The sequence below is a fragment of the Crossiella sp. S99.2 genome (assembly GCF_023094165.1).
In the GTDB taxonomy this organism is placed as follows: domain Bacteria; phylum Actinomycetota; class Actinomycetes; order Mycobacteriales; family Pseudonocardiaceae; genus Crossiella.
In genome coordinates, this window is the sequence record NZ_JALMDK010000018.1 from 106,066 (window position 1) to 130,174 (window position 24,109).

Sequence of the window (24,109 nt, forward strand, 5' to 3'; positions counted from 1 at the left end):
ACTGGGCCGCGGGCGCGGATGTGTACGGTGTGGCCGCATGGGCACCCGAACAGCCGTGAAGATCTGCGGTCTGACCAGGCCGGACGATGTGGACGCCGCGGTCGAGGCCGGCGCCGACGCGATCGGCTTCGTGCTCTACCCGCCCAGCCCGCGCTACGTCACCCCGGAGCGGGCCGCCGAGCTGGCCGCGCGACTGCCCGCCTTCGTCACCCCGGTGCTGCTGTTCGTCAACGCCCCCGCGGCCGAGGTGCTCGCCACCGCCGCGGCCGTGCCCGGCGCACTGGTGCAGTTCCACGGCGACGAAACCCCCGCCGACTGCTGGGCGGCCACCGGCCAGGGCCGGCTCGCCTTCCTGCGCGCCGCCCGCATCCCCCTGGACCCCGGCACCCCACCGTTCGACCTGACCGGCTTCGCCCGGCGCTTCGACCGGGCCAGGGCGATCCTGCTGGACGCGCACGTGCCGGGTTACGGCGGCGGCGGCCGCACCTTCGACTGGTCGCTACTGCCCGCCGCGCCCGAGGAGCACCTGGTGCTCAGCGGCGGCCTCACCCCCGGCAACGTCGCCGAAGGGATTAGGACGTTGCGTCCGTTGTGCCGGACGCTGTCGGTGGACGTCAGCTCCGGGGTCGAGGCCGCCAAGGGCGTCAAGGACCACAACAAGATCCGCGAGTTCATCACCGCCGTCCGCAACGCCTGACTCAGCCGGGCGGCTCCTCAACCAGCAGGGTGCGCAGCCGCTCCCGGAAGGCATCCCGGAGTCCGGCCGGGGCAAGCACCAGCCAGTTCCAGCAACACCTTCGAGGACACCGGATCCTCCTCGGCCCGCGGGATCTACTCGACGGCCGCATCGAACTCGCCGAGTTCATGGTCTGTCCACAATGGACGGTCAGACAACACCGACACGAGCCGGAACAGCCGCGCCGACGCACCCACCAGCACACCCCACCGGCGTGTTGGCCGTTGTCGTACGCCACGTTGGCCGTTGTCGTACGACTCTGCCGGCGGATCGGCGGCGCGATCCGCACTCCCGTACCACTTGGGCCAACTGGTACGCCCACTTGGGCCAAACCGGCGTACCACTTGGGCCAACTCGGCGTCCACAACGGCCAACACACCGTACGACAACGGCCAACACGGTGCAGATGAGTGCTCAGCCGAAGAAGCCGACGATGCGGGTGATTCGGTTGTCGGGGGCGAATTCGACGAAGTCGACTCCGGGTAGTTCTCGGCCGTAGTCCACGCCCGCGGCGACGATGGGTTCGGGCGAGGTCATCAGCCAGCTGAACCTGCCGACGTTGTGGTGGGTGTCCAGGGCGCTGGTGGGGCGGAGGGTGAAGCCGGGGTACTGCGCCCGCATGCCGAGGATGAGCTGGACCATGCCCTCGACGCCCACCACGGTGTCGGTCACCGTGTCGGTGTAGGTGCCCGCCGGCGCCCAGCACCGGGCGAAGGCCGCCGCGATGGTCTCGGCGTCATTTCCACTCCACGCCGCCGCGTACTCGGCGATCGCCTGCTGTCGCTCCATGTCCACTCCTGACTAGTCCAGACTTGAATATGGCCAGACCGTAGGCCGCCGGCGGGCAGCTAGTCAAGACTGGACTAGAGTGTCGCCTGTGTCAGTCGGTGGTTATCTCGTACTGGGCCTGCTGCTGGACGGTCCCGCCTCGGGCTACGAACTCGGCGCGCGGGCGTCCAGGGCGGTGGCCTACTTCTGGCCGATCACCCGGTCGCACATCTACGCCGAGCTGCCCAAGCTGGTGGATCGCGGACATGCCACGGTGCGCCACGTCGTCCAGGACGCGGTGCCGGACAAGCGGGTCTACACCGCGACCGACGCGGGTCTGCACGCCTTCCGCGGCTGGCTGGACGGCTTCAACACGGTCTCCGAACGAGCCAGGCAACCGTTGCAGATCCAGCTGCATTTCGCCCAGCACACCAGCGCCGAACACCTGCTCGGCCAGCTCGATCAATGGGAGGAGGAGCTGCGCCACACCCTGGTGCTGTGCCAGGAACTCCTCGCCGAGTACGCCGACCACACCGGGCGCGGCCTGACCGCGCGGTTCGCGATCAACCGCGCCGAGGCGGACCTCGCCTGGATCGGCGAGGCCCGCGCAACGCTGTCCTGACCCCCCTCATCCGCCTGCCGATCCCGCCGCACCGCCGAGTTGGGCCAACTCGTACGCCCAGTTTGGCCAACTACGCGTACGAGTTGGGCCAACTCGGCAACCGGTTCGTGGGTAAGGAAAACCGGCGGTTCGGTGACCTGGTCACCGAACCGCCGGACCCTTACCCCACCGCGGGACTAGCCGGCCGGGACCGGCAGCGGCATGCCGGGCACGCTCTGGTCGGCCGGGACGACCCCGTCCACCAGGTAGGCGTTCACGATCTTGTCCACGCCGGCGTTGCCGCCGCTGTAGATGCCGTGGTCACCCTCGCCGGTGACGGTCAGCAGCCGCGAGTTCTGGAACGCCGCGCGGGCCCGGCGCGCACCCTCGATCGCGGTGGCGCCGTCGTTGTCGGCCTGCACGATCAGCACCGGCGGCACGCCCTTGCCGTCCAGCTTGGGCAGCGGCCGCGGCCGGTCCGGCCAGAACGCGCAGGTCTGGAAGCCCATCCAGCCCGCGCCGTAGAGCGACAGGCCGCGGTCGACCTGCTGCTGCGAGCGGCGGATCAGCGATTCCCGGTCGCCGGTCCACGGACCGTCGTTGCACAGCGTGTGCCACAGCGTGGCCAGCATCGCGTCCGGGGCATCGGCCTTCACCTTGTCCACGGCGTCCTTGACCGACACCTCCGCCTTGGCCTTGGCCTGCGCGGGCGCGTCCTGCTCGGTCAGCGTCCTGAGCTGGACCAGCCGCTCGGCCAGGGTAGGGAACTGCGCCTTCGCCTTGAGCGAGCCCAGGATGAGGCTGTCCACCAGGCTCGGGTAGATCGTGACCCCGCCGATCTGCACCGGCTTGCGGGCCAGCGCGGCCCGCACCTGCTCGAAGGTCTGCCGGGCGGCTTCGCCGGTGGCGCCGAAGTGATATTTGGCGTCATAGCGGGCGATCCAGGGCAGGAAGTCCTGCCGCCAGCGCCGCTCGAAGGCCAGCGGCTGCCAGTCGAAGGACTGCTGCCAGCTGGCGGTGAACTCGGTCGCGGAGTCCAGCACGAACCGCCCGACCCGGTTCGGGAAGCGCTGCGCGTAGTGCGCGCCCAGCCAGGTGCCCGCCGAGTACCCGATCCAGTTGAACTTGTGCCTGCGCAGCAACACTCGCAGCAGGTCCAGGTCCTTGGTCATCTGGAAGGTGTTGATCAGCGGCCCCAGCTCGCCGGATGCCTGGCGACAGGTCTTCGCGCCCTGCTGCACCGCGTCCACGATCAGGTTGAGGTTGCGCGGATCCCGGTTGCGCGCGTCCAGTTCGGGCGCCGGGCCGGACTGTCCGCCGCAGGTGATGTTGGTGCTCTTGCCGGTGCCCCTGGAGTCGATGCCGATGACCTCCTGGTGCGTGCGCAGCTTGTCCTGGCCGCGGAAATGCAGCGGCAGCGACCGGCCGGGCCCGCCGGGTCCACCCGGGTTGGTCAGCACCGAGGCGGTGGTGACGCCGGTGGCGCGCAGCCTGCTGACCGCGATGGTCAGATCCTTGCGCTCGGTCGGGCGCTCCCAGTCCCGCGGCGTGGCGAACGTGGCGCACTCCAGCAGTCCGACCTCACCCGGCGGCGTGCCGGGCAGTTCCTCGGTCGTGCAAGGGTGCCAGCCCAGTGCCTGCCCGGCGTAGCGGGCCGGGATGTGCGTGGAGTTCAGCGCTTCCGCCGCCGGCTCGGCCAGCGCCGGGGTCAGCCCGGCGAACAAACCGCCCACGACCACCGGGATCACCCCGGCGACACGCAGCCTTCTACCACTCATGTGTTCCCCCTCATTCCGATTCGTTGTGTGACGCCCGGAAACGGCGTCAGCGGGTCATCCGGACCAGCACGTCGACCTGGGCCGGGTTGTAGAGGTCGGTGATGGCCTGGCTCATCGCCTGCAGCCCGGTGGCCGCACCCAGCGGCGCCCCGGCGAACAGGTTCCGCAGCTCCGGCGTGTCCTCGATCATCTGCCTGCTGACCGGCGCCAGCCGCTCGGCCAGGTCCTGCCGGGTCCGCTCATCGGCGTCGGCAGGCAAGTTGTCGAACTCCCTGAGCACCGGATTCGAGCTGGTCCTGCGCACCGTCTCCGCGTAGGCATGCAGCGTGGCCGGCGCGAGGATCCGGGTCAGCACAACCACAAAGTCCCGGTCCGCCGCACTGATCTCGGTGCCCGCCACCGCCTGGGCCAGTTCGGGTCCCAGATCGGTCGGCGCGGACCGGCGCAGGATCAGGGCCAGTTCGGCCCGTACCCGTTGCAGCCGCTCGATGGTCTCGGCCAGCTCGGTGTCCAGTGACCGCAATGCCTCTTCCGGGTGCTCATCCGCCGCGCCCAGTTCGGCGATCTGGCTGAGCGACAACCCGAGCCCGGTCAACCGCTTGATGCGCAACACCCGGATCAGGTGAGCCACGCTGTACCGCTTGTAGCCGTTGGCCCGCCGTTCCGGCTCGGCGAGCAGCCCGACGTCGTGGTAGTGCCGCACCGCGCGCACGGTCGTGCCCGCCAGTTCGGCCAGCTGCCTGGTGCTCCACCCCACGACGGTCACTCCCCGAGCCCTGCTTCCCCGGCACGATCGCGCCGACAGGGAACAGTCCAAACTATGCCGCTACGGCACGGTCAAGTCCCGGACCCGGTCGGCCGCTGTCCGGATCCGGACAGCGATTTCTCCACTGTGGACAGACCGGGTATCGGCCGGGTGGTTCCGCCCGGTTCACCGGGTGCCCGCCCGCGCCGGGTCCGACACTGGACCGCATGACGCGACGCGTACCCACCCGGCTACTCGCCACCCTCGCCGCCACCACCCTCTCCGTCGCCACCCTGGTGGCCCTGGCCCCCGCCGCCAGCGCGGCGCCGGACTGCGCGAAGGTCGAGCACTCGGCCAAGGGGATCTGGCAGCGGGTGACCGTGACCAACAACTGCCGCAACAACATCAGCTACGTGGTCCGCCGCGCGCACGGCCCGGACAGCAAGTGCACCATCGTGCCCCCGCGCCATCAGCACTACTTCGAGTGGGCCCGCTACGGCGCCCGCTGGCAGGGCATGCGCTGGGACTGCGCCTGATCATCGCTGGTGAGCTGGTTCACACCGGGGTGTGGTCACGTTCCGGGCAGCCGGCTCGTCCAGGGGGAAAGCGAAAGGAGCTTTCCCCATGCAGGCCATCATCGTGTGCACCTCTGTCTCACACGGCAACACCCGCAGGGTCGCCGAGGCCATGGGCCAGGTGCTGGATGCCCGGGTGGTCGCTCCCGACCAGGTTGATCCGGCCACGCTGGCGGACTACGACCTGGTCGGGTTCGGCTCGGGGATCTTCCTGGGGTCCTTCCATGCGCAGCTGCGGGAGTTCGTCCAGGCTCTTCCGGTCCAGCGGCGGCGGCATGCGTTTGTCTTTGCCACCAGTGGTTTTCCCGAGGCCGGGTTCCAGCGCTTCTCCCGGCCGCTGGCAAAGGTGCTGCGGGACAAGGGGTTTGCGGTGGCGGACACCTTCTCCTGTCGTGGGTTCGACACCTGGCTGCCGTTCAAGCTGGTCGGCGGGGTCCGAAAAGGACGGCCGGACGCCGCCGATCTGGTGGCAGCACGGGAGTTCGCCGACGGGCTGCGCACCCGGCTGGACGTCACGCCCTGACCCGGTTCACTCGGCGGTGCGGCGGTGCCGCCACTTCGCGGTGTAGGGCAGCGCGAACAGGTACAGGCCGGTGGCCAGCAGCAGGAACAGTGGGAGCAGCGGCAGGTAGGACAGCCAGATGACCGGGTTCTCCTGGGCCAGGGCGACGGCGGTGATGACGATGGTCGCGGTGAACACGATGGACAGCCAGCGGTGGAGCTGCCGGATTCGCTTGCTCGCACTCATGAAGACCTCCTCGGAAGTGGGCCGCGGCCGGTGAATCCGGCGCGTTTTCCCTGGAGGTGACGTTAGGTGCGGCGGGTGGGCCCAGGCTTCTCGATTCCTGATCGGTCTGCTGGTCAGGGCCGCTGGCGCATCGTGCCGTCGGCCGCGACGAGCACCCCGGCTTGCGGCTGGCCGCCGCCGCAGTGCGCACCGGCGGGGAAAATCTCCTTCGGCGTGAGCTGGATGTCCTGGTCCACCAGCACCGCGCCCGCGGCGTCGGTGAGCCGGACGCTGAGCCGCATCGGCTCCAGTTTCAGCCCGGTCTGGTCGAGGAAGCCGTTCTTCGCGCCGGTGCGGACCATCTTGGCCGAGCAGGGCTGGTCCGGTTTTCCCGGCGGGCAGGTGGACGGCACGGCCGCGGTGGACTCATCCAGGTGCACGTCCTTGCCGTCGACGGTGGCCTTAACGACCTTGGCGGCCAGCGGCGCCTCGATGTCCAGGCCGATACCCGCGCGGGCGGCCATCGCCGGACAGGCGACACTGGCCGGACCGCCGCTGCAACCGGTGAGCAGGGCGAGTCCGGCCAGTGTCAACAAGAACATGCGCATACCTGTCCAGACGGAGTGCGGCGGCCACCTGGTTGCACCCACCACCCCCGTGTTGGCCGAGTGGCGTACCAGTTCGGCCAAGACTGCGTACGACAACGGCCAACACGCCGACGGGGTAGGGATGGCCAGCGGGCTAGGCGAAGAAGCGGTCGAGTTCGGCGGTGACCGCGGCGGGTTGTTCCTCGGCGATGTAGTGGCCGGAGTCCTTGATCTCCACCACGCGCACGTCGGTGGCCTTGCGTGGCAGGTGATCGGCCAGGAACCAGTAGTTGGGGCCGGCGCCCAGGCCGAGTACGGGCATGGCCAGCTTGCCGTGGGTTTTCTCGTCCACGATGTCCTGGACGAAGCCCTGGTACCAGCCGTTGCCCGCGCGGACCGCCTCCGGGGTGGCGTAAGCGTGCGCGTAGATCGCCCGGTCGCGGTCGTTGATGGCGGCGCGGTTGACCAGCAACATGTCGCAGAAGTGGTCGATGAGCACCCGGGAGCGGCCGGCGATCAGCTGTTCCGGCAGGCCCTGCGCCTGGTTGAAGGCGAACCACCACGGGAAGAACGGCTGGCCGGGCCGCGGGATCAGGGTCAGCTGGTACAGGTCCTCATCCGGGTGCGCGACGTCCAGGAGGGCCAGTTTCCGGACTGTGCCGGGGAAAAACGCGGCCAGGCTCTGCGCGACCATGGCGCCGATGTCGTGCCCGGCCACATCGGCCCGCTGGTGGCCGAGTTTGCGGATCAGCTCGTGGATGTCCGCGGCCATGGTCTTCTTGTCGTAGCCACCCGCCGGTTTGCCGGAGCCGCCCATGCCGCGCAGGTCCACCGCGATCACGGTGTGCCGCTTGGCCAGCGCGGGCATGATCTTGTGGAATTCCCACCAGGTCTGCGGCCAGCCGGGCAGTAGCACCAGCGGCGCTCCCGAGCCGCCGATGACGTAGTGCAGGCGGGTGCCGTTGACTTCGGCGTGCGCGCTGCGGAAGTTGCCGCCCAGTGAACGGGCCAGTGCGGCATCCGACGGGGCGCGCGGTCCTGGTGCGGCCGCGGCCTCACCGGTCATCGCGAGAGCCGCGGTGGCGGCGCCCAGAGAAAGCATGGTTCGACGGTCCATGGTGCCCCCAGAGCTGGGATCGAAGCTGCCGGTCGGCACGGTAACCCGGCCAACCCGCCCGGCCAGCATGTTTCAGCCATCGCTGAACGGCAGGATGACCGGCTGCTGACCGGCTGCTGAGTGCGACCGAGCAGACTGGGCCACATGACCGCACCGGCTGGCCCGCCCGCACCCCTGGCCGTGCACGGCCTGTGGTCGCCCGGTCGGGGCCTGCTGCTGTGGGCGGAGAGCCCGCGCCGCCCGGCCACCACCGCCATGCGCCCGACCGCTTGGTCGGTTCGCCCGCACCCGTTCGCCGCGCCCACCGCCGAACTGATCGCGCTGCACCCGGGCAAGCCCGTCCCGGCCACCCTGCTGCTGCCCTCCCGCCCCAACGGGCCCCGGCCGTCACCGGATCTCGCGCGCGAGATCCGCACCCGTACCGACCAACCGGTCACCCTGCAGCCCTGGTCGGTGCCTGCGCTGCTGGTCGACCCGTCCGAACTCGACGATCCGGCCGAGGGCATCCGCTACGGCACCTCGGTGCAGCACCTGCGGGCCGTGTACCGCCTGGCCCTCGACCTGGCCCACCGGGGCCGGGTGCTGCCCACCGTCGTGCCCGCCGGGAACGGTGCACACGCCCGCTGGCGGCCGGTGCTGCGTGGCCTGGACGCCGTCGCGGCCCAGCGCCTGGCCCAGGCCCTGCCCCCGATCGGCCGCGCCGAGCAGTCCGAGCGACTCGACGGCGCGGATCCGGCGATGCTGGTCGAGGACGCCCTGGGCGCACTGGTGGACGCCGCGGTGCGGGACCGGCTCGCGCACGCGGACCTGCCGCTGACCGGCGGGGACGGGCCGATCGAGGTGTGGCTGCGGGCGCTGTGCGCCGCCGACGGCCGGGCCGACCTGCCCGCCGCCGCACACCGGGTGGTCGCCGACGCCATCGGCGCCTGGGACGCCGAGGCCAACACCGACCTCGGCGAGGGCACGGTGTGCGTGCGCCTGTCCGAACTGCGCACCCTCTCCACCCCGGAACCCGGCGGCGACCCGGACGACCAGACCGGCGACGGCACGCACTGGCAGCTGTCCTTCCACCTGCGCGCCGCCGCCGATCCCAGCCTGCTGCTGCCCGCGGCCGAGGTCTGGTCCGGCCGCGCGCACCCGTTCCTGTCCGACCCCGAGGGCCTCCTGGCGGCCGAACTGGGCCGGGCCGCGCTCGTGCTGCCCATGCTCGCGCCCGCGATCACCGGGGCCCGGCCCGGCAGCTACGACCTCACCGTGGCCGAAGCCGAGGAGTTCCTGGTCAGCGGCGCGCAACGGCTCACCGAAGCCGGGTTCGAGGTCCAGCTGCCCGCCTCCTGGGGCGGACGGCGGCGGGCCGGGCTGCGGTTGTCCGCGCACAGCGCCCCGACCGACCGGATCGCCGGTGAACGGCGGCTCAGCCGGGAGGAACTGGGCACCCTGCGCTGGTCGGTCTCGGTCGGCGACGAGGTGCTCACCGAGGACGAACTGCGTGATCTGGTGGCCGCCAAGACCAACCTGGTCCGGCTGCGCGGGCACTGGGTCAGCGTGGACGCCGAACACCTGCGCCTCGGCCTGGCGCACGTGCGCCGCGACCCGCACCGGGCCAAACCCCGGGTGCCCACCGTCGGCGAAGTCCTCGCCCTGCTGCACCGCCCCGACGGCGCCGAACTGCCCGGCCTGCCGCTGCCGATCACCGGCATCAGCACCGAGGGCTGGCTGGCCGACCTCTTGGCCGGCAAGCTGTCCCTCGCACTGCGGCCGGTCGAGCTGCCGCCGGAATTCCACGGCGAACTGCGGGACTACCAGCGCCGCGGCGTGGCCTGGCTGGCGCTGATGGCCGAGGCCGGGATCGGCGTGTGCCTGGCCGACGACATGGGCCTGGGCAAGACCATCCAGGTGCTCGCCCTGGAAGCACTCGAACGCGCCAAGGGCGGAGACGGGCCGACGCTGCTGCTCTGCCCGGTCGCGGTGCTCGGCATGTGGCCGCGCGAGGCCGCCCGGTTCGCGCCGGGGCTGCGGGTGCGGGTGCACCACGGCCCGGCCCGCGACCTGGACTCGCTGCTCGGCGAGGCTGACTTGGTCGTCACTACCTACGCCACCGCCGCCCGCGATGTGGACGCGCTGTCCCGCGTCGACTGGGCCCGGCTGGTGCTGGATGAGGCGCAGACCGTGAAGAACCCGCGCACCGGGGCGGCCAGGGCGATCCGCCGGTTCACCGCCCGGCACCGGGTCGCGCTCACCGGCACGCCGATGGAGAACGGCGTCGCCGAGTTGTGGGCGCTGCTGGACGCGCTCAACCCCGGCCGGTTCGGGTCCCGCGAGGACTTCCGCGAACGCTTCGCCGCCCCGATCGAACTGCGCGGCGACCCGGTGGCCGCCGCCGAACTGCGCCGCCTCACCCGGCCCTATGTCCTGCGCAGGCTGAAAACCGATCCGGCCATCGCCCCCGAACTCCCGGCCAAGATCGAACTCACCGAGGAGTACCGCCTCACCAGGGAGCAGGGCACGCTCTACCGGACCATCGTCGAGGAGATGATGACCAAGATCCAGGACAGCCACGGCATCAACCGCCGGGGCAACGTGCTGGCCGCGATCACCAAGCTCAAACAGGTCTGCAACCACCCGGCGCACCTGCTGCACGACGGCTCGCCGCTGGGCCACCGCTCCGGCAAGGTCGCCCGCCTGGAAGAGCTGCTCACCGACGTGCTGGCCGCGGGCGACCGGGTGCTGTGCTTCACCCAGTTCACCGAGTTCGGCCGCCTGCTCACCCCGCATCTGGCCGACCGCCTGCGCACCGGGATCGCGCACCTGCACGGCGGCCAGTCCGCCCGGCACCGGGACGAGACGGTCCAGCGATTCCAGGCCGGCGAGGGCCCGCCGGTGCTGCTGGCCTCGCTCAAGGCGGGCGGTTCCGGGCTGACCCTGACCGCCGCCACGCATGTCTTCCACCTGGACCGCTGGTGGAATCCGGCGGTGGAGGCGCAGGCCACCGACCGGGCGTTCCGGATCGGCCAGCGCCGCACCGTGCAGGTCCGCAAATTCCTCTGCCCAGGCACCATCGAGGAACGCATCGACGCCCTGATGAACCGCAAACGCGACCTGGCCGACCTGGTGTCGGTGCCAGGGGAGAACTGGCTCACCGAGCTGTCCGACACCTCGCTGCGGGAGATGTTCCAGCTGGGCGAGGAGGCCACCGATGACTGACCCCGCGGACTGGGACGAACGACTGCGGCAAGCCCTGGAACCCTTGGGCGTCAACACTTTCCTGGCCGACCCCAGCTCCGGCTTCTGGTGCGACAAGGTCAGCGGCCTGACCGTCGGACCGGGCGTTGTCACCGCCCAGGTGCGCGCCACCCGCACCCGCGGTCACCAGACCCGGATCGCCGTCCCGGTGCACGGCAAACCCGCCTGGGCCGCCCTCACCCAGGCCCTGGCCGCGGACAGCCGACTGGCCACTGCCCTGCTCACCGGCGAGGTCCCGCTGACTGTCGAACCGGCCTGCGCCGGCGCTGGCCACCCGCTGCTGCCGGACTTCACGCAGGAGGCCGCGCTGGACTGCACCTGCCCGGCCCCGGCCACCCCGTGCGGCCACCTGCACGCCACCCTCTCCGTGTTCGCCAGGGCCGTGCAGGCCGACCCGTTCCGCCTGTTCGCCCTGCGTGGCCGGGACCGGGACACCCTGCTGACCGAACTCCGCTCCCGCCTGGGCGTGACCGGCCCACAGCCGCCGAAGGCCGCCGCCCCGCCGCTGACCGCGGTCCTGGACGACTTCTTCGACTGGCCCACCCCCGACGGCGCCGCCCCAGCCCCGACCCGCGGTGATCAACCCGGCCCGGTGCTCGACGAACTCCCGCCCCTGACCACCACGGTGGCCGGCGTCGGCCTGACCGACCTGCTCCGCCCGCTCTACCAGGCCCTGACCAGCGCGGACTGACTCAGTCCCGGCCGTCCAGGGGCAGCGCGAGCTGGTCCACCAGCCGCAGCGGCGGCGCCAGCCGCTGCCCACTGCCGCGCAGGCACCGTCGACAGGTCACCGGACGGGTGCTGGGGTGCATGTCCTCCAGCGCCCACCCGGCGACCCCGACGTGACAGGCCGGCCCGGGTAACTCCACCCCGGCCATCCATTTGCTCGGCGCCACCCCGTGCACCACCCGGGAGCGGCGGATGGTCAGGTTGCGTTCCTCGAACTGCCGCGCGGTGCGCACGGCGACCGCCTGGAGCACGGCGGTCAGCGGATCCAGGGCGGTCGGCGGAAGCTTCCGAGCTGCGGTCATACCCGAATCCTCGCACCCACCCCTGACAATTCCGGCCCTGTCCCACTTGGGCCAACTGGCACGCCCACTTCAGCCAAACCGGCGTACCAGTTGGCCCAACTCGCCGGAAGATCGGCGGGCCGGGCGAACTCAGCCGAGCAGGAGTTTCGCCGCCACCGTCGCCCCGTCCGGGCGGATCTCCCCCGCCACCGCCCGCGCCCGCTCCCGGACCCCGGCGGTCAGGGCCGTGGCCAGCGCGGCCGACAGCGAGTCGACGGTCGGCGCCGGTCCCGGGTGTGCCACCCCGATGCCCAGCTCGGCCACCCGGCTCGCCCAGTACGGCTGGTCCGCGATCTGCGGGACCACCACCTGCGGCGCACCGGCGCGCGCGGCCGTGGTCGTGGTGCCCGCGCCGCCGTGGTGCACGACCGCGGCCATCCGCTGGAAAAGCGCCTGCTGGTTGACCTCGCCGACCACGAAGCAGTCCGCGGCGTCGTCGACCGCGGCCAGGCCGGCCCAGCCACGGGCGAGCACGACCCGGCGCCCCTGCGCGCGGACCGCCGCGATCGCCACCTGGGCCATGTCCTTGGGCACGTAGGCGGCGATGCTGCCGAAGCCCACGTACACCGGCGGCTCACCGGCGTCCAGGAACTCCGTCAGCCCGGCCGGCAGCGGCCGGTCGTCGGGCAGCAGCCACGCCCCGGTCTGCACCAGGTCGAGGTCGGTCAGGCCGGCCGACGGGCACAGCGTCGGATCCGCCGCCAGCACCGGCCGGTCGGTGAAGACGTGGTCGCGCACGTTGTCCACCGGCGGCAGGCCGAGCCCCGCCCGGCGGCGGTTGAGCGCCGGGCCGTACAGGTCGTTCACCCGCTGAGCGTCCTGCTGCCAGAGTGCCCGGTTGTCGGTCTCCGCCGCCGGGGAAGGTGTGCCCGGCCGCACGCCCGGCCGGAAGTGCCGCGACGGCAGGCCGTAGAGCTGGAAGCAGGCGAACACGTAGCGGATGCCCAGCTGCTCGGCCACATCCCGCGCCCCGGCGGGCATCAGACCGCTCGCCAGCAGCACATCACACCCCTGCGCCGCGGTGCTGAGCGTGTCGAACCGGGCGTCGACCAGCTCGGCCGCGAACCGGAACGCGTCCGCCGCGGTCGGCGGCTTGTCCCCGGAGACCACCGGGCGCACCTCCGGACCCAGCGGCACCAGTGGCACCCCGGTCCGCGCCAGCAGCGCCGCGAAATCCGCATCCGGCGGCGCGCACACCCGCACCTCCGCGCCGAGTTCCCGCAACGCCACCGCGAGCCCGGCCAAGGGCTCGACATCCCCGCGCGATCCCACCGTCGTCAACAAGACACGCACTTCGCGATTCCCCATTTCCGCTGGTTCTTCCCTGTCGGCGGGTGAGTGTGCGGCACCCCCGGGGTCTTGCCGCAAGCCCCCCGGTCAGCTATAAGTTGAAAGGGGCAAGGAGAACTATCTCCTTGCCATCGCTGTTTCAGTCCACTGTGGACGGGTTCGCCGCTGCCGGCGACGGAACCACGCCGTCCAGGCCAGCAACGACCCGATCGTGGCCAGTTCGATCACCTGGCTCAGCCCCGCCATCACCTCCACCGGCAGCCGGTAGATCAGCACCGCCCGCAGCGCCGCGGTGGCGAGCAGCCCACCGCCCCCAGACCGCGGTGAGCATCAGGAACAGGCGGCGGAACCCGGGTTCGGTGCTGATCCGCCGGTCCCAGTCCTCGGTTCCGTTGTCCCGCAGGCGTTTGGCCAGGTGGAACAGGGCCGGTCGGGTGGTCAGGCAGGTGGCCAGGAAGACCAGTGCGATCAGCGCCGAGGTCAGTGGGTCGCGCAGCAGCACCAACCGGGGATCGCTGGTCAGCAGCGCGACGGCGAGGCCGAGCAGGCTGGTCGCCAGCATCAGGCCGACCAGCAGGTCGATCCGGCGACGCACGCCCAGCAGGTACCCGGCCCGCAGGGTCACCGCGGTGGCGCCGGCCAGCAGGCACACCAGGTTGTCGAAGCCGAGCAGGCGGCCGGTGTAGAAGGTGAGCGGGGACAGGCCGAGGTCCAGCACCAGTCCCAGCAACCAGGTCAGCCGGTGGCGGGTCATCGGGCGCACCACCGCACCGGCAGGCTGGCCAGGCCGAAGACCTGCGAGTCCGGTTTGCACCGCAACTCAGCCGGATCCACGGCCAGGCGCAGGTTCGGCAGCCGGGTGAGCAGCCGGGTGAAGGCGATCTCCAGTTCGGCGCGGGCCAGGTGCGCGCCAAGGCACTGGTGCGGTCCGTGGCCGAAGGCCAGGTGCTGCCGGGCCGGGCGATCCGGGTCGAACTCGTCCGGGCGGTCCAGGAACTCGAGGTCCCGGTTGGCGGACAGGCCGAGCGTGACCACGCCCTCCCCTGCCTTGATCAGCCTGCCACCCAGTTCGACATCGGCGACGGCGACCCGGGCGGCCACCGCGTCGGCGACCGAGTGGTACCGCAGCAGTTCCTCGACCACCGCGGGCATCCGGCCAGGGTCCCGGCGCAGTTCCGCGCACAACTCCGGTCGGCCGAGCAGGGTGAGCACGCCCAGCGAGATCATGTTCGCGGTGGTCTCGTGCCCGGCGACCAGCAGGATCAGGATCATGCCCACCGCACCCGGCCTGCTCAGCCTGCCCTCGGCCACCGGACCGGCAGCCAGCCTGCTGATCAGGTCCACGGCCGGTTCCCGTTGCCGTTGGGCGAACAGCGCGTCCAGGTACTCGAAGAGCTGCGCCATGGCCGTGCCGGATTCCGCGGCGGTGCTGGCGTTGCTGAGCGCGGTGCGGGTGCGGGACTCGAAGAACTCGTGCTCCGGGTAGGGCACGCCGAGCAACCGGCAGATCACCAGTGACGGCAACGGAAGCGCGAACGCGGGCACCAGATCCGCGGCCGGCTCGCCCGCGAGCAGCTGATCCAGCAGTGCGTCCACCACGCCCTCGATCTCCGGGCGCAGCGCGGCGACCCGGCGCACGGTGAACTCGGCGTTGAGCATCCGGCGATACACCCCGTGCTCGGGCGGATCGGTGTCCAGGAACGGGCGCCGCCGCTCCGGCGGGGCAGCGCCCGCGCGCAGCCGGGGGAAACCGGGCCGGGTGGCGTCGATGCTGAACCGCGGATCGGCCAGCACCGTGCGCATGTCCGCGTGCCTGCTGATCACCCAGACCCGGTCGCCACTGGGCAGGGTGGCCCGGCTGACCGGGTCGGTGGCGCGCAGCCGGGCGTATTCGGGTGGTTCGGCGAACGGGCAGCTGCGCGGGATCGGGAGTGTCATCGGCGCCTCACTCGGTGATGGTGTTGGGCGCCAACGACGTTAGGGACGAGCGGGGTGGAGTCGCCTCGGCGCACGGGTGGGACCCGGGCCCGGCGATCTCCACCCCGGGGTGGAGTCGGTTCCGGCTAGGCGGCGGCGCGGGCGCGCACGATGTACTGACCCATGCCGCCGCACCCGTTGGGGTTGGTGCGCTGGATGACGTAGCCGGGCGGGATCGGCGAGCCCAGGCAGATCCACTGCCCGTCCCGGGGCAGTTCGATGTAGCGGCCCATGCCACCGCAGCCGTTGCCGTTCAGCATGGTGATCACGTAGCCGTCCGGGATGGGCGAGCCCAGGCAGGTCCACTGCCCGTTGCGCGGCAGCTCGATGTACCGGCCCATGCCGCCACAGCCGTTCGGGTTCAGCATGGTGATCACGTACGGCACCGGCAGCGGTGAGCCCAGACAGGTCCACTGCCCGTTGCGAGCCGGTTCCAGGTACCAGGAACCGCCCCGGCTGCACCCGTTGGCGTTGAGCATCGTGATCACGTGCCCGTCCGGGATCGGCGAGCCCGCGCACACCCAGCCGGTGAACGCCGGCGCGGCCGCGGCGACCGGCGCCTTGGCCGGAGCGGCGGCGGCAGGCGCAACGGCAATTATGCCGCCAAAAGCGACCATTCCGGCGATCGAGGCAAGCATTGCAGCCATTCTCGACCAGCTGGACCTGATTTTCATCTAATCCGCTCCTCATGGGTGCCAGATGCGAATGAAAAGAACGACGAGGACGCCTTGAGCTGCACTGACGCTATCGGGAACGACCTCGATCGGGAAATACGCCGAACTGGCTAATCAAACAGCACACACAAGCGCGGCATCCATAAAATGCCCCACCCCGCCAGATGTTTTCGAACACTCCACTATCCGCGTCCCAACAGCGCCACTTGCCGAAGTAGACAGACCTGTCTATGGTCGATCGGGACTGAACAGACCTGTCTACTCAATCGGAGGTTCGGGCATGGCCCACACCTTGCCCCGGAGCGGGCGGCTGCCGGACTCGGCGGCGCTGTACCTGCTGGCCTCGCTGGTCGTGTCGCTGCTGGCCTCCTCCAGCGCACCTACCCCGCTGTACGCCCACTACCAGGAACAATGGGGTTTCTCGCCGATCACCACCACCGTCGTGTTCGGCGTGTACGCGGTGTCCGCGCTGGCCGCGCTGCTGGTGCTGGGCAAGCTGTCCGACCACCTGGGCCGGCGGCCGGTGCTGCTGGTGGCGCTGGTCGTGCAGGCCGCGGCGATGCTGGTCTTCGCCACCGCCGACGGGGTGGGCGCGCTGCTGGTCGCCAGGGTGATGCAGGGGGTGGCCATCGGGGCCTCGCTCGGCGCGCTGGGTGCGGGCATGCTCGACCTGGACGCCCGGCGCGGGCAGCTGGCCAACGCGGTCGCGCCCGGGATCGGCACCGCGGTCGGCGCGTTGTTCTCCGCCCTGCTGGTGCGCTACCTGCCCGCGCCCACCGAACTGGTCTACCTGGTGCTGCTGGCGGTGTTCCTGGTGCAGGGACTGGGAATCGCGCTGATGCGGGAGACGGTCAGCCGGGCGCCGGGCGCGCTGGCCAGCCTGCGCCCGGAGATCACCCTGCCCGCCGCGATGCGGCCGAGGGTGCTCACCGCGGCGCCGGTGCTGTTCGCGGTGTGGGCGCTGGCCGGGCTCTACGGCGCGCTGGGCCCGGCCCTGGTGGCCAAGCTCGGCGGTGGCGGCTCCCCGCTGCTGGGCGGGCTCGCGCTGTTCACCATGGCCGGAGCCGCCGCGCTGGCCACCGTGGTGCTGCGCAACCGCTCCCCCGAATTCACCATGCGCACCGGGGTGTTCGCGCTGATCATCGGCGTGGCGGTGACCCTGATCGCACTGCCGATCGGCACGCTGCCGCTGTTCTTCCTGGGCACCGCGATCGCCGGGGTCGGCTTCGGCGCCGGGCTCCAGGGCAGTCTGCGCACCTCGGTGCCCTTGGCGCGACCGCATGAGCGGGCCGGGGTGCTCTCGCTGCTGTTCGTGGTGTCCTACCTCGGATTCGGGCTGCCCGCGGTGGCCGCCGGGGTGCTGGTGGTGCACGGTCCCGGCCTGGTCGGCGCGACGCTGCTCTACGGCGGGGTGCTGATCGCACTGGGGGTGCTGGCCCTGGTGCGGCTGTTCACCCCGGCACCGACGGTGCCGGCGGGTGATCCCGAACCGGCGCTGTCCCGGTTGTAGCCTGGTTGTCCAGTCCGGAATCGAGGGAAGTGGTGGGAATGACGGCCAAGGTGTCCGCCCGCGAGCGGTTGCTGGCCGCCGCCGACGAGCTGTTCTACGCCGAGGGCGTGCGCTCGGTGGGCATCGACCGGGTGATCGAGCACGCCGGGGTCGCGAAAGCCTCGCTGTACAACACCTTCGGCAGCAAGGACGAGCTGATCCACGCCTACCTCAAGGGCAGGCAGGACAAGATATCCGGGCGCATCCTGGCCGCGGTCGAGGCCGCCGGGACCCCGCGCGAGCGGATCCTGGCGGTCTTCGACGCGCAGGCCAAGGCCTACGCCGACAGCGGTTTCCGCGGCTGCGCCTTCCACCGGGCCAGCGCGGAATCCCACCCCGACGACCGGGTGGAGCAGGCCACCAGGGAGTACCGCGCCTGGGTCCGCGACCTGTTCGCCGACCTCGCCGGGCAAGCGGGCGCCCGGGATCCGGCGGCCCTGGCCCACCAGCTGCACCTGCTCTACGACGGCACCGGCCACGCCACCCGCACCGACCGCGATTCCAGCGCCACCACGGCGGCCAGGGCCGCGGCCGCCGCCCTGCTCACCGCCGCTGTCGCCTGATTCGCCTGCGCGCACAACGCCTGACCGCTACCCTCTCGTGATGATCGAGAAGAAGACCCGGTCCCGGCGGCGCCGGTGGTGGGTGCTGGGCCCGATCCTGGTGCTGCTGGTCCCGATCCTGCTCTACGCGCCGTTCCTGGGCTGGGAGTACACCCGCCCACAGCCCGATCCCATTCCGGGCAGCGCCCAGGTGTCCACTTCGGCCGTGCCGTGGGTGGTGGTGATCGGCAACCCGAAGACCTACGCCGACTCCCCCAGCAACAAGCTCTGCGTCGGCACCCTGGTCGCACCCAAGGCCGTGGTCACCGCCGCGCACTGCCTGGGCCAGGCCACCCCGGCCGAGTTGACCATCACCGTCGGCCGGGACGACCTGCGTGGCACCGCGGGCCGGATCGTGCGGGTCGCCAACACCTGGCTGGATCCGGCCTACCCCAAGGGAATCGCCGAGGAGTCCTTTCTCGGCGGCGCCTTCGGCAAGGTCGCACTGGCCCCCGCCGACATCGGCCTGATCACCCTGGCCGAACCCCTGGACACCCCGGTGCTTCCGTTGGCCGATCCGGGCACCGGGCCGAAGGGCGGGGAAAGCGCCACCGTGTACGGCTGGCGCATGTCCCCCGCCGACGACCCCCTGCTGTGGCAGGCCCCGACCGCGGTGGCCGAGGACGCCGAATGCGTGCGGCGGGCCGCGGACAGCGTCCGCTTCATGCCACCACGCTGGTGGGGCCTGCGCTACGACCCCGATTCCTACCTGTGCGTGGGCGCGGACCGGGCAATCCGGTTGCGCGCCACCGACAGCGGCTCCCCGGTCGTGGTCGGCGGCCGACTGGCCGGGGTGGCCTCCTGGTCGGCCAGCGCCGCGCCGTCATCCCCGGACTACTACACCCGGGTGGCGAATTTCCAGCCCCAGCTGGCCACCCTCATCGCCGCGATCCGCTGAGTCCACAGTGGACGGACACTAAGCAAGCGCCCAGAAGAACCCACCCGCCCCGTGTTGGCCGTTGTGGACGGTGTGTTGGCCGAATGGCGTACCGGTTCGGCCAAGACTACGTACAACAACGGCCAACACGCCGGCGAGGTGTGGACCGGGCTTCTGGCCACTTGTTCAGACGGTGACGGTGGCGACGGGGTCCAGGCCGTTGTTCTTGGCGTAGGCGTTCTCCACCCCCAGCAGGATCTCCACGACCTCGAAGTAGTGATCCCAGAAAGGCGTGTCCCGCAAGGCTTCCACCAGCAGCTGGTACGCCTCGTGGTCCACGGCCTCCCAAGCCCAGATGTCAGTGACCCGTGCCGAGTAGAACTCGGTGTCGTAGAAGCGGGAACGCACGCCGCGCACCTTGTCGTTGACCGCGGGCAGGATCTCGGTGGTGAAGGCCGCCACTCGCTGCTCCACGGTCAGGTCGAGCCAGGCGCGGGTGGTCTTGACCAGCATGAAGGCGGTCAGGGTCGGTTCGAAGGTTTCGGTTGTCATGGCCACGACACTAGGAACTGCCCACCCCTGCGCGCCACGCAACTTTGGCAAGCCAGACTTGCGTATGATGCAATCATGCCCGAGCAGCTCGACCTGAACCTGTTGCGTGTCTTCGACGCGCTGCTCCAGGACGGCAGTGTCACCGCGGCCGCCGAGCGGCTGCACCTGTCCGTGCCCGCGGCCAGCCGGGCGCTGGGCCGGTTGCGGCGGGCCATGGGCGATCCGATCCTGGTGCGGGCCGGCCGTGGGCTGGCGCCGACCCCGTTCGCACTGCGCACCGCGCCGCGGGTGCGCGCACTGCTGGACGAGGCGGCGGCGCTGATCAGCACCGACCGGGAGTTCACGGTCGCCGGACTGCGGCGCACCTTCACCATCCGCGTCAACGACGGCATTGCCGCGGCCCTGATCACCGCGGCCACCTCCGCCGTCGCGCCCGGGGTGACCCTGCGGTTCGTCGCCGAGGGCACCGAGAGCGCCGAGGCGTTGCGGGACGGCTCGGTGGACCTGGACATCGGCGCGGGCGAGGTCACCACACCCGACCTGCGCGCCACCCCGCTCTACACCGAACGCCTGGTCGGCATCGTGCGCGCGGACAGCCCGCTGGGCCGGGCCCGCAAGCCCACCCTGAAACAGCTGTGCCGGCACCCGCATGTCTCGGCCTCCCGCCGCGGCCGGGCCCGCGGCCCGCTCGACGAGGCGCTGACTTCCGTTGGCCTGCAACGACATGTCGCCGCGGTGGTGCCCACCTCCACGGCCGCCGCGCTCCTGGTCGCGGCCAGTGCGCACGTCGGCCTGGTGCCGCAACGGCTGGCCGAGCAGTACGCGCACACCCTCGGCCTGCGCTGGTTCCCCATCCCCGCGGACCTGCCGGAGGTCGAGGTGCGGCTGTGCTGGCACGCCCGGCTGGACGCCGACCCGGCCCAGCACTGGCTACGCGAGACGATCAAGGACGCGCTGCGCTGAACTGCTCGATCGTGTGGTCGCGGAAACGTTGCGCGGCAACGGAAAGGTAGCTGTCCTGCCGCCAGGCCACACTGAGCACCCGGCGGCAGCCCGGATCGGTCACTTCCAGCCAGACCACGTTCGCGGGCAGGCCGATCCGGCGGCCGAAGGCAGGCACCAGCCCAATGCCGAACCCGGCGCCGATTAGGTGGAAGATCCCCTCGGGTTCCTCGCCCTCGCACACCACGTGCAGCTCCGCGCCCGCCTTGGCGAACAGCCGCTCGACCAGTGTGCGCTGCCAGTAGCCGGGCCGGGTGGTGATGAACGGCTCGCCGCTCAGCTCGGCCACGCCGATCCGCCCACGGCCGGCCAACCGGTGTCCGGCAGGCACGCACAGCAGCACCGGTTCATCGAGCAGAACCTGGGTGCGGATGTCCTTGCCGGGCAAGGGTTGCGACCCGAAACACAGATCGGCCTCGCCGGTGCGCAGCTGATCGGCCATGCCCGCGGCCGAGGACTGGAACAGCCGCACGTCCACCAGCGGGTGCCCGGCGACGAAGGTCCGCAGCACCTCGGTCAGCGGCAGCAGGGTTTCGGTGGCCACCGCGACGATGCCGCGGTCCAGCCCGGCCGCGTCGGCGAGTTCCTGCCGGGCGTCGTCCAGCTCGGCCAGCACCCGGTCGACCCGGCGCAGGAACGTGCTGCCGAAGCGGTTGAGCCGGATCCGGCGGCCGTGCCGGTCGAACAGCGGCACGCCGAGTTCCTGCTCCAGCCGGGCCAGGGTCCGGCTCAGCGAGGGCTGCGCGATCCGCAGCTGCTCGGCGGCCCGGCCGACGTGCTCCAGCCGGGCGAGGGTCTGGAAGTAGCGGAGTGCCAGAAGATCCACTGCTGATGCCTCGCCTGTTATGAACAGATAACCGATCTTGTCTTGGACAGCATAAGGCGGCCGATCCTAGGTTCGGTCCCGTGACCACAACCGTGACAACGCCGCCCCGCCGGGCGACCGGAACGCTGCTGGTGTGCCGGGTGCTGGTGAGCGCGCACACCGTCGCGATCATCGGCCAGCCGGTGTTCGCCGGCGGCTATCTGGCCGGGGACTTCGACATGCTCTGGCTGCACCGGTGGGGCGCGGACACGGTGTCCTACCTGGGTTACGCGCAACTGCTGGCCGCGCTGGTGCTCTGGCTGACCCGCGGGCCGCGCTGGCTGTTCTGGGTCAGCCTGCTCATCGCCGCCGGGGAGACCGGGCAGTACTTCGCCGGCCTGGCAGGCGCCCTGGACCTGCACCTGCCGCTGGGCGTCGCCCTGGTCACCGCGATGGCGCTGACCACGATCGCCGTGTGGCGCCCGGACATCCGGGCCACCCGATGAGCGGGCGGCTCCCCCGGCGCACGTTCCTGGGCCTGGCCGGTGGCGCGGGCGCGCTGCTCACCGCCGGGCTGATCGGGCCGAGGCTGCTGCGCGCGGACGCACCCGGCACGGGTGAGGTGTTGCACAGCCGGATTCCGCTGCCGGAGCCATTCCAGGTCCCACTCCCGATCCCGCGCGTGCTCAGTCCACAAAGGACAGCAGAGGCCGATCACCACACCATCACCCAGCGCGCGGCCACCGCCGAGATCCTGCCGGGCGTGCGGACCCCGATCTGGGGCTACGACGGGACTTTCCCCGGCCCGACCATCGAATCCCGCCGGAACCGGACCACGATTGTGCACCACCGCAACGAACTTCCCGTGCCCACCGTGGTCCACCTGCACGGCGGGCACACCCCCGCCGACTTCGACGGCTACCCCACCGATCTGGTGCTGCCGGTCACCGGCTGGTCCGGCGGGCACGGCCACCACATGGTCGACGCCCGAGCCCGGGTCACGCACGGCTCCCGCGACTACGTTTTCCCGCTGCGCCAACGGGCCGCGACGCTCTGGTACCACGACCACCGGATGGATTTCACCGGTCCCGCGGTGTACCGGGGCCTGGCCGGTTTCCACCTGGTCCGCGACGAGGAGGAGGACGCCCTCGGCCTGCCGGCCGGCGAGCGTGAACTGCCGCTGCTGATCGCCGATCGCGCCTTCGACGAGCACGGCGCGTTCGCCTATCCGTCCCTGGATCCGAGCCTGCGCAGCGTGCCCGGCGTCGAACCCGAGTACGTGGAGGGCGTGTTCGGCGACGTCATCCTGGTCAACGGCGCGCCATGGCCGGTGCACGAGGTGACCGCGACCCGCCACCGGCTGCGCCTGCTCAACGGCTCCAACGCCCGCCGCTACGACCTGGCTCTGGACCCACCCCCACCCGGCGGCGCGGGCTTCGTCCAGATCGGCAGCGATCAAGGACTCCTCGACGCGCCCCGCGCACACGACCACCTCCCGATCGCCCCGGCCGAACGCTACGACGTCATCGTGGACTTCGGCCGCTACCCGGTCGGCGCCCAGGTCACCCTGGTGAACCGCCTCGGCGCCGGCTCGACCGCGCTGATCATGCGTTTCGTGGTCACCCGAACCGCGCCGGAGGACAGCCGGATCCCGCCACGGCTCAGCGAAATCGCCCCGCTGCACCGGTCCCAGGCCGTCGCCATCCGCGATTTCTCCTTCACCGCGGGCCAGATCCACGGCAGGACCGGCTGGGTGATCGGCGGCGAACCCTTTGCGCCGGACCGGATGTCCGCCCGGCCGCGCCTCGGCGACGTGGAGATCTGGCGGTTCGTCGCCGATGTGCACCACCCGGTGCACCTGCACCTGGTCGGCTTCCAGATCCTCTCGCGCGGCAGCGGCCCGCCGGGGCCCTTCGACGGCGGCCTCAAGGACACCGTGGACCTGAGCCCCGGCCAGGCGGTGGAGGTGATCACCCGGTTCGAGGGTTATCGCGGGCGCTATGTCTTCCACTGCCACAACGCCGAACACGAGGACATGGCCATGATGGCCAACTTCGAGGTCCTCTAGCCAGGCAGCTCACCGGTGATCAGCAGGAACGGCGCGCGGTCACGTTCGGCGGTCCAGCTGCGCGAGCGCACCAGCCCCGGATCGGCCACCCCCGCCGCGTCCGCCAGCCGAGGCGTGCGCCGGGAGATGACCCGGAAACCCGCGCCGGTCAACAGATCCTGGTAGGTCGACTCCGGCCAGTGCACGTCCACGGTGCCGACCCAGCTGCCGTCGGTGCGGCGCACCTGGACCGGCAACGGCTCGCCAGCCGCGTAACTGTGGCCGGGCACGCCGCGACGGAATCCGCTGAACTCGCCGTTGGCCTGCGCCGGATTCGGGCCGAGCACGGTGAACCGCCCACCGGGCCGCAGCACCCGGCGGACCTCGGCGACCATCCGCTGCAGCCGGTCGAGTTCGGGCACGCAGATGAACATGAAGCAGGACATCGCCGCGTCCACCGAGTCATCCGGCAACGGCAGCAGATCGGCCACCGTGAGCCGGTAGTCGATCCGCGGATGGGGCTGCCGGGCAGCGATCTCCAGCATGGCCGCGGAGTAGTCCGTGGCCACCACCGAGACGCCGTGCCGGTCGGCGAACCACCTGGTCACCGTGCCCGGCCCGCAGCCAAGGTCCAGCAACCGGTTCCCGGCCCGCAGGCCGAGTTCGCCGGGCACGAACGGGTAGCCGAGCAGCCAGCACGCCCCGTCGTCCCAGGTGTCGTAGTCCTCGGCGAGGTCCTGGGTCGCCCAGCTCTGCGCGGCGTGGGTCACAAGGAGGTCAGGGCGGT

The 24,109-nt window shown here is 71.4% G+C and carries 26 protein-coding genes; 12 read left to right on the forward strand and 14 right to left on the reverse strand.

Annotated features, from left to right (window positions below; all coding sequences use genetic code 11):
* The first annotated feature begins 37 nt into the window (after positions 1-37).
* Positions 38-697, forward strand: a complete 660-nt coding sequence (locus tag MZC64_RS42475) for a phosphoribosylanthranilate isomerase (RefSeq protein WP_247765155.1) — start codon at positions 38-40, stop codon at positions 695-697.
* Between the two features lie 453 nt (positions 698-1,150).
* On the opposite strand, the gene MZC64_RS42480 is transcribed toward MZC64_RS42475, so the two are convergent.
* Entirely contained in the window at positions 1,151-1,525 is a 375-nt protein-coding gene (locus MZC64_RS42480; RefSeq protein ID WP_247765156.1) for a nuclear transport factor 2 family protein, read from the reverse strand.
* 88 nt (positions 1,526-1,613) lie between these two features.
* On the opposite strand from MZC64_RS42480, the gene MZC64_RS42485 reads away from it, so the two are divergent.
* Positions 1,614-2,126, forward strand: coding sequence for a PadR family transcriptional regulator (locus tag MZC64_RS42485; protein ID WP_247765157.1), 513 nt, complete (start codon positions 1,614-1,616; stop codon positions 2,124-2,126).
* 176 nt (positions 2,127-2,302) lie between these two features.
* On the opposite strand, the gene MZC64_RS42490 is transcribed toward MZC64_RS42485, so the two are convergent.
* Positions 2,303-3,883 carry an alpha/beta hydrolase gene (locus MZC64_RS42490; protein ID WP_247765158.1) on the reverse strand — a complete coding sequence of 527 codons (1,581 nt, stop codon included), beginning with the start codon at positions 3,881-3,883 and terminating at the stop codon, positions 2,303-2,305.
* 46 nt (positions 3,884-3,929) lie between these two features.
* A complete protein-coding gene (locus MZC64_RS42495; RefSeq protein ID WP_247765239.1) occupies positions 3,930-4,640 on the reverse strand; it encodes a MerR family transcriptional regulator in 711 nt (236 codons plus the stop codon).
* A 215-nt stretch (positions 4,641-4,855) separates the two neighbouring features.
* On the opposite strand from MZC64_RS42495, the gene MZC64_RS42500 reads away from it, so the two are divergent.
* Both MZC64_RS42500 and MZC64_RS42505 read left to right on the forward strand, forming a co-directional pair.
* The gene (locus MZC64_RS42500) at positions 4,856-5,164 is read left to right on the forward strand and encodes a hypothetical protein (protein ID WP_247765159.1); all 309 of its coding nucleotides are present in this window, start codon (positions 4,856-4,858) and stop codon (positions 5,162-5,164) included.
* An 88-nt stretch (positions 5,165-5,252) separates the two neighbouring features.
* A complete protein-coding gene (locus MZC64_RS42505; RefSeq protein WP_247765160.1) occupies positions 5,253-5,726 on the forward strand; it encodes a flavodoxin family protein in 474 nt (157 codons plus the stop codon).
* A gap of 6 nt (positions 5,727-5,732) precedes the next feature.
* Here the strand turns inward: MZC64_RS42505 and MZC64_RS42510 are convergent, their stop codons facing one another.
* The 3 genes from MZC64_RS42510 to MZC64_RS42520 form a co-directional block, all read right to left on the reverse strand.
* Entirely contained in the window at positions 5,733-5,951 is a 219-nt protein-coding gene (locus tag MZC64_RS42510) for a hypothetical protein (protein ID WP_247765161.1), read from the reverse strand.
* Between the two features lie 113 nt (positions 5,952-6,064).
* Complete coding sequence (locus tag MZC64_RS42515; protein WP_247765162.1) at positions 6,065-6,532, reverse strand: hypothetical protein; 468 nt, start codon at positions 6,530-6,532, stop codon at positions 6,065-6,067.
* 139 nt (positions 6,533-6,671) lie between these two features.
* Positions 6,672-7,619 (reverse strand): alpha/beta fold hydrolase, encoded by a 948-nt coding sequence (locus MZC64_RS42520; RefSeq protein WP_247765163.1) that lies wholly within the window; start codon positions 7,617-7,619, stop codon positions 6,672-6,674.
* 159 nt (positions 7,620-7,778) lie between these two features.
* On the opposite strand from MZC64_RS42520, the gene MZC64_RS42525 reads away from it, so the two are divergent.
* Both MZC64_RS42525 and MZC64_RS42530 read left to right on the forward strand, forming a co-directional pair.
* Positions 7,779-10,838, forward strand: a complete 3,060-nt coding sequence (locus tag MZC64_RS42525; RefSeq protein ID WP_247765164.1) for a DEAD/DEAH box helicase — start codon at positions 7,779-7,781, stop codon at positions 10,836-10,838.
* Positions 10,831-11,568, forward strand: coding sequence for a hypothetical protein (locus tag MZC64_RS42530; RefSeq protein WP_247765165.1), 738 nt, complete (start codon positions 10,831-10,833; stop codon positions 11,566-11,568). Before MZC64_RS42525 ends, MZC64_RS42530 begins: the two co-directional genes overlap by 8 nt.
* A gap of 1 nt (position 11,569) precedes the next feature.
* On the opposite strand, the gene MZC64_RS42535 is transcribed toward MZC64_RS42530, so the two are convergent.
* The 5 genes from MZC64_RS42535 to MZC64_RS42555 form a co-directional block, all read right to left on the reverse strand.
* Positions 11,570-11,908, reverse strand: a complete 339-nt coding sequence (locus MZC64_RS42535; protein ID WP_247765166.1) for a hypothetical protein — start codon at positions 11,906-11,908, stop codon at positions 11,570-11,572.
* 129 nt (positions 11,909-12,037) lie between these two features.
* Entirely contained in the window at positions 12,038-13,240 is a 1,203-nt protein-coding gene (locus MZC64_RS42540) for a glycosyltransferase (RefSeq protein WP_247765167.1), read from the reverse strand.
* Positions 13,241-13,376: 136 nt separating this feature from the next.
* The gene (locus MZC64_RS42545) at positions 13,377-13,991 is read right to left on the reverse strand and encodes a VC0807 family protein (RefSeq protein ID WP_247765168.1); all 615 of its coding nucleotides are present in this window, start codon (positions 13,989-13,991) and stop codon (positions 13,377-13,379) included.
* Positions 13,988-15,175: a cytochrome P450 gene (locus MZC64_RS42550; RefSeq protein ID WP_247765169.1), complete on the reverse strand. Its 1,188-nt coding sequence runs from the start codon at positions 15,173-15,175 to the stop codon at positions 13,988-13,990. Before MZC64_RS42550 ends, MZC64_RS42545 begins: the two co-directional genes overlap by 4 nt.
* A gap of 125 nt (positions 15,176-15,300) precedes the next feature.
* Entirely contained in the window at positions 15,301-15,852 is a 552-nt protein-coding gene (locus MZC64_RS42555; RefSeq protein ID WP_247797784.1) for a hypothetical protein, read from the reverse strand.
* Positions 15,853-16,168: 316 nt separating this feature from the next.
* Here MZC64_RS42555 and MZC64_RS42560 point away from each other — a divergent pair, with 316 nt between their 5' ends.
* From MZC64_RS42560 to MZC64_RS42570, 3 genes are read left to right on the forward strand one after another with little or no spacing between them, the layout of a single operon-like run.
* Positions 16,169-17,398, forward strand: a complete 1,230-nt coding sequence (locus MZC64_RS42560; RefSeq protein ID WP_247765171.1) for an MFS transporter — start codon at positions 16,169-16,171, stop codon at positions 17,396-17,398.
* 38 nt (positions 17,399-17,436) lie between these two features.
* Complete coding sequence (locus tag MZC64_RS42565) at positions 17,437-18,000, forward strand: TetR/AcrR family transcriptional regulator (protein ID WP_247765172.1); 564 nt, start codon at positions 17,437-17,439, stop codon at positions 17,998-18,000.
* A 40-nt stretch (positions 18,001-18,040) separates the two neighbouring features.
* Positions 18,041-18,937, forward strand: coding sequence for a trypsin-like serine protease (locus MZC64_RS42570; RefSeq protein WP_247765173.1), 897 nt, complete (start codon positions 18,041-18,043; stop codon positions 18,935-18,937).
* 165 nt (positions 18,938-19,102) lie between these two features.
* Here MZC64_RS42570 and MZC64_RS42575 read toward each other — a convergent pair whose 3' ends face one another.
* Positions 19,103-19,468, reverse strand: coding sequence for a darcynin family protein (locus tag MZC64_RS42575; protein ID WP_247765174.1), 366 nt, complete (start codon positions 19,466-19,468; stop codon positions 19,103-19,105).
* Between the two features lie 75 nt (positions 19,469-19,543).
* Between MZC64_RS42575 and MZC64_RS42580 the strand changes: the two genes are divergently transcribed.
* Entirely contained in the window at positions 19,544-20,431 is an 888-nt protein-coding gene (locus tag MZC64_RS42580) for a LysR family transcriptional regulator (protein WP_247765175.1), read from the forward strand.
* Here the strand turns inward: MZC64_RS42580 and MZC64_RS42585 are convergent.
* Positions 20,412-21,296 carry a LysR family transcriptional regulator gene (locus MZC64_RS42585; protein WP_247765176.1) on the reverse strand — a complete coding sequence of 295 codons (885 nt, stop codon included), beginning with the start codon at positions 21,294-21,296 and terminating at the stop codon, positions 20,412-20,414. The two genes, MZC64_RS42580 and MZC64_RS42585, sit on opposite strands and share 20 nt — an antisense overlap.
* A gap of 80 nt (positions 21,297-21,376) precedes the next feature.
* On the opposite strand from MZC64_RS42585, the gene MZC64_RS42590 reads away from it, so the two are divergent.
* A complete protein-coding gene (locus tag MZC64_RS42590) occupies positions 21,377-21,781 on the forward strand; it encodes a hypothetical protein (RefSeq protein WP_247765177.1) in 405 nt (134 codons plus the stop codon).
* Positions 21,778-23,343, forward strand: a complete 1,566-nt coding sequence (locus MZC64_RS42595) for a multicopper oxidase family protein (protein ID WP_247765178.1) — start codon at positions 21,778-21,780, stop codon at positions 23,341-23,343. The genes MZC64_RS42590 and MZC64_RS42595 overlap by 4 nt, the downstream gene beginning before the upstream one ends.
* Here MZC64_RS42595 and MZC64_RS42600 read toward each other — a convergent pair.
* Positions 23,340-24,092: a class I SAM-dependent methyltransferase gene (locus MZC64_RS42600; protein ID WP_247765179.1), complete on the reverse strand. Its 753-nt coding sequence runs from the start codon at positions 24,090-24,092 to the stop codon at positions 23,340-23,342. The two genes, MZC64_RS42595 and MZC64_RS42600, sit on opposite strands and share 4 nt — an antisense overlap.
* Positions 24,093-24,109 lie beyond the last annotated feature (17 nt).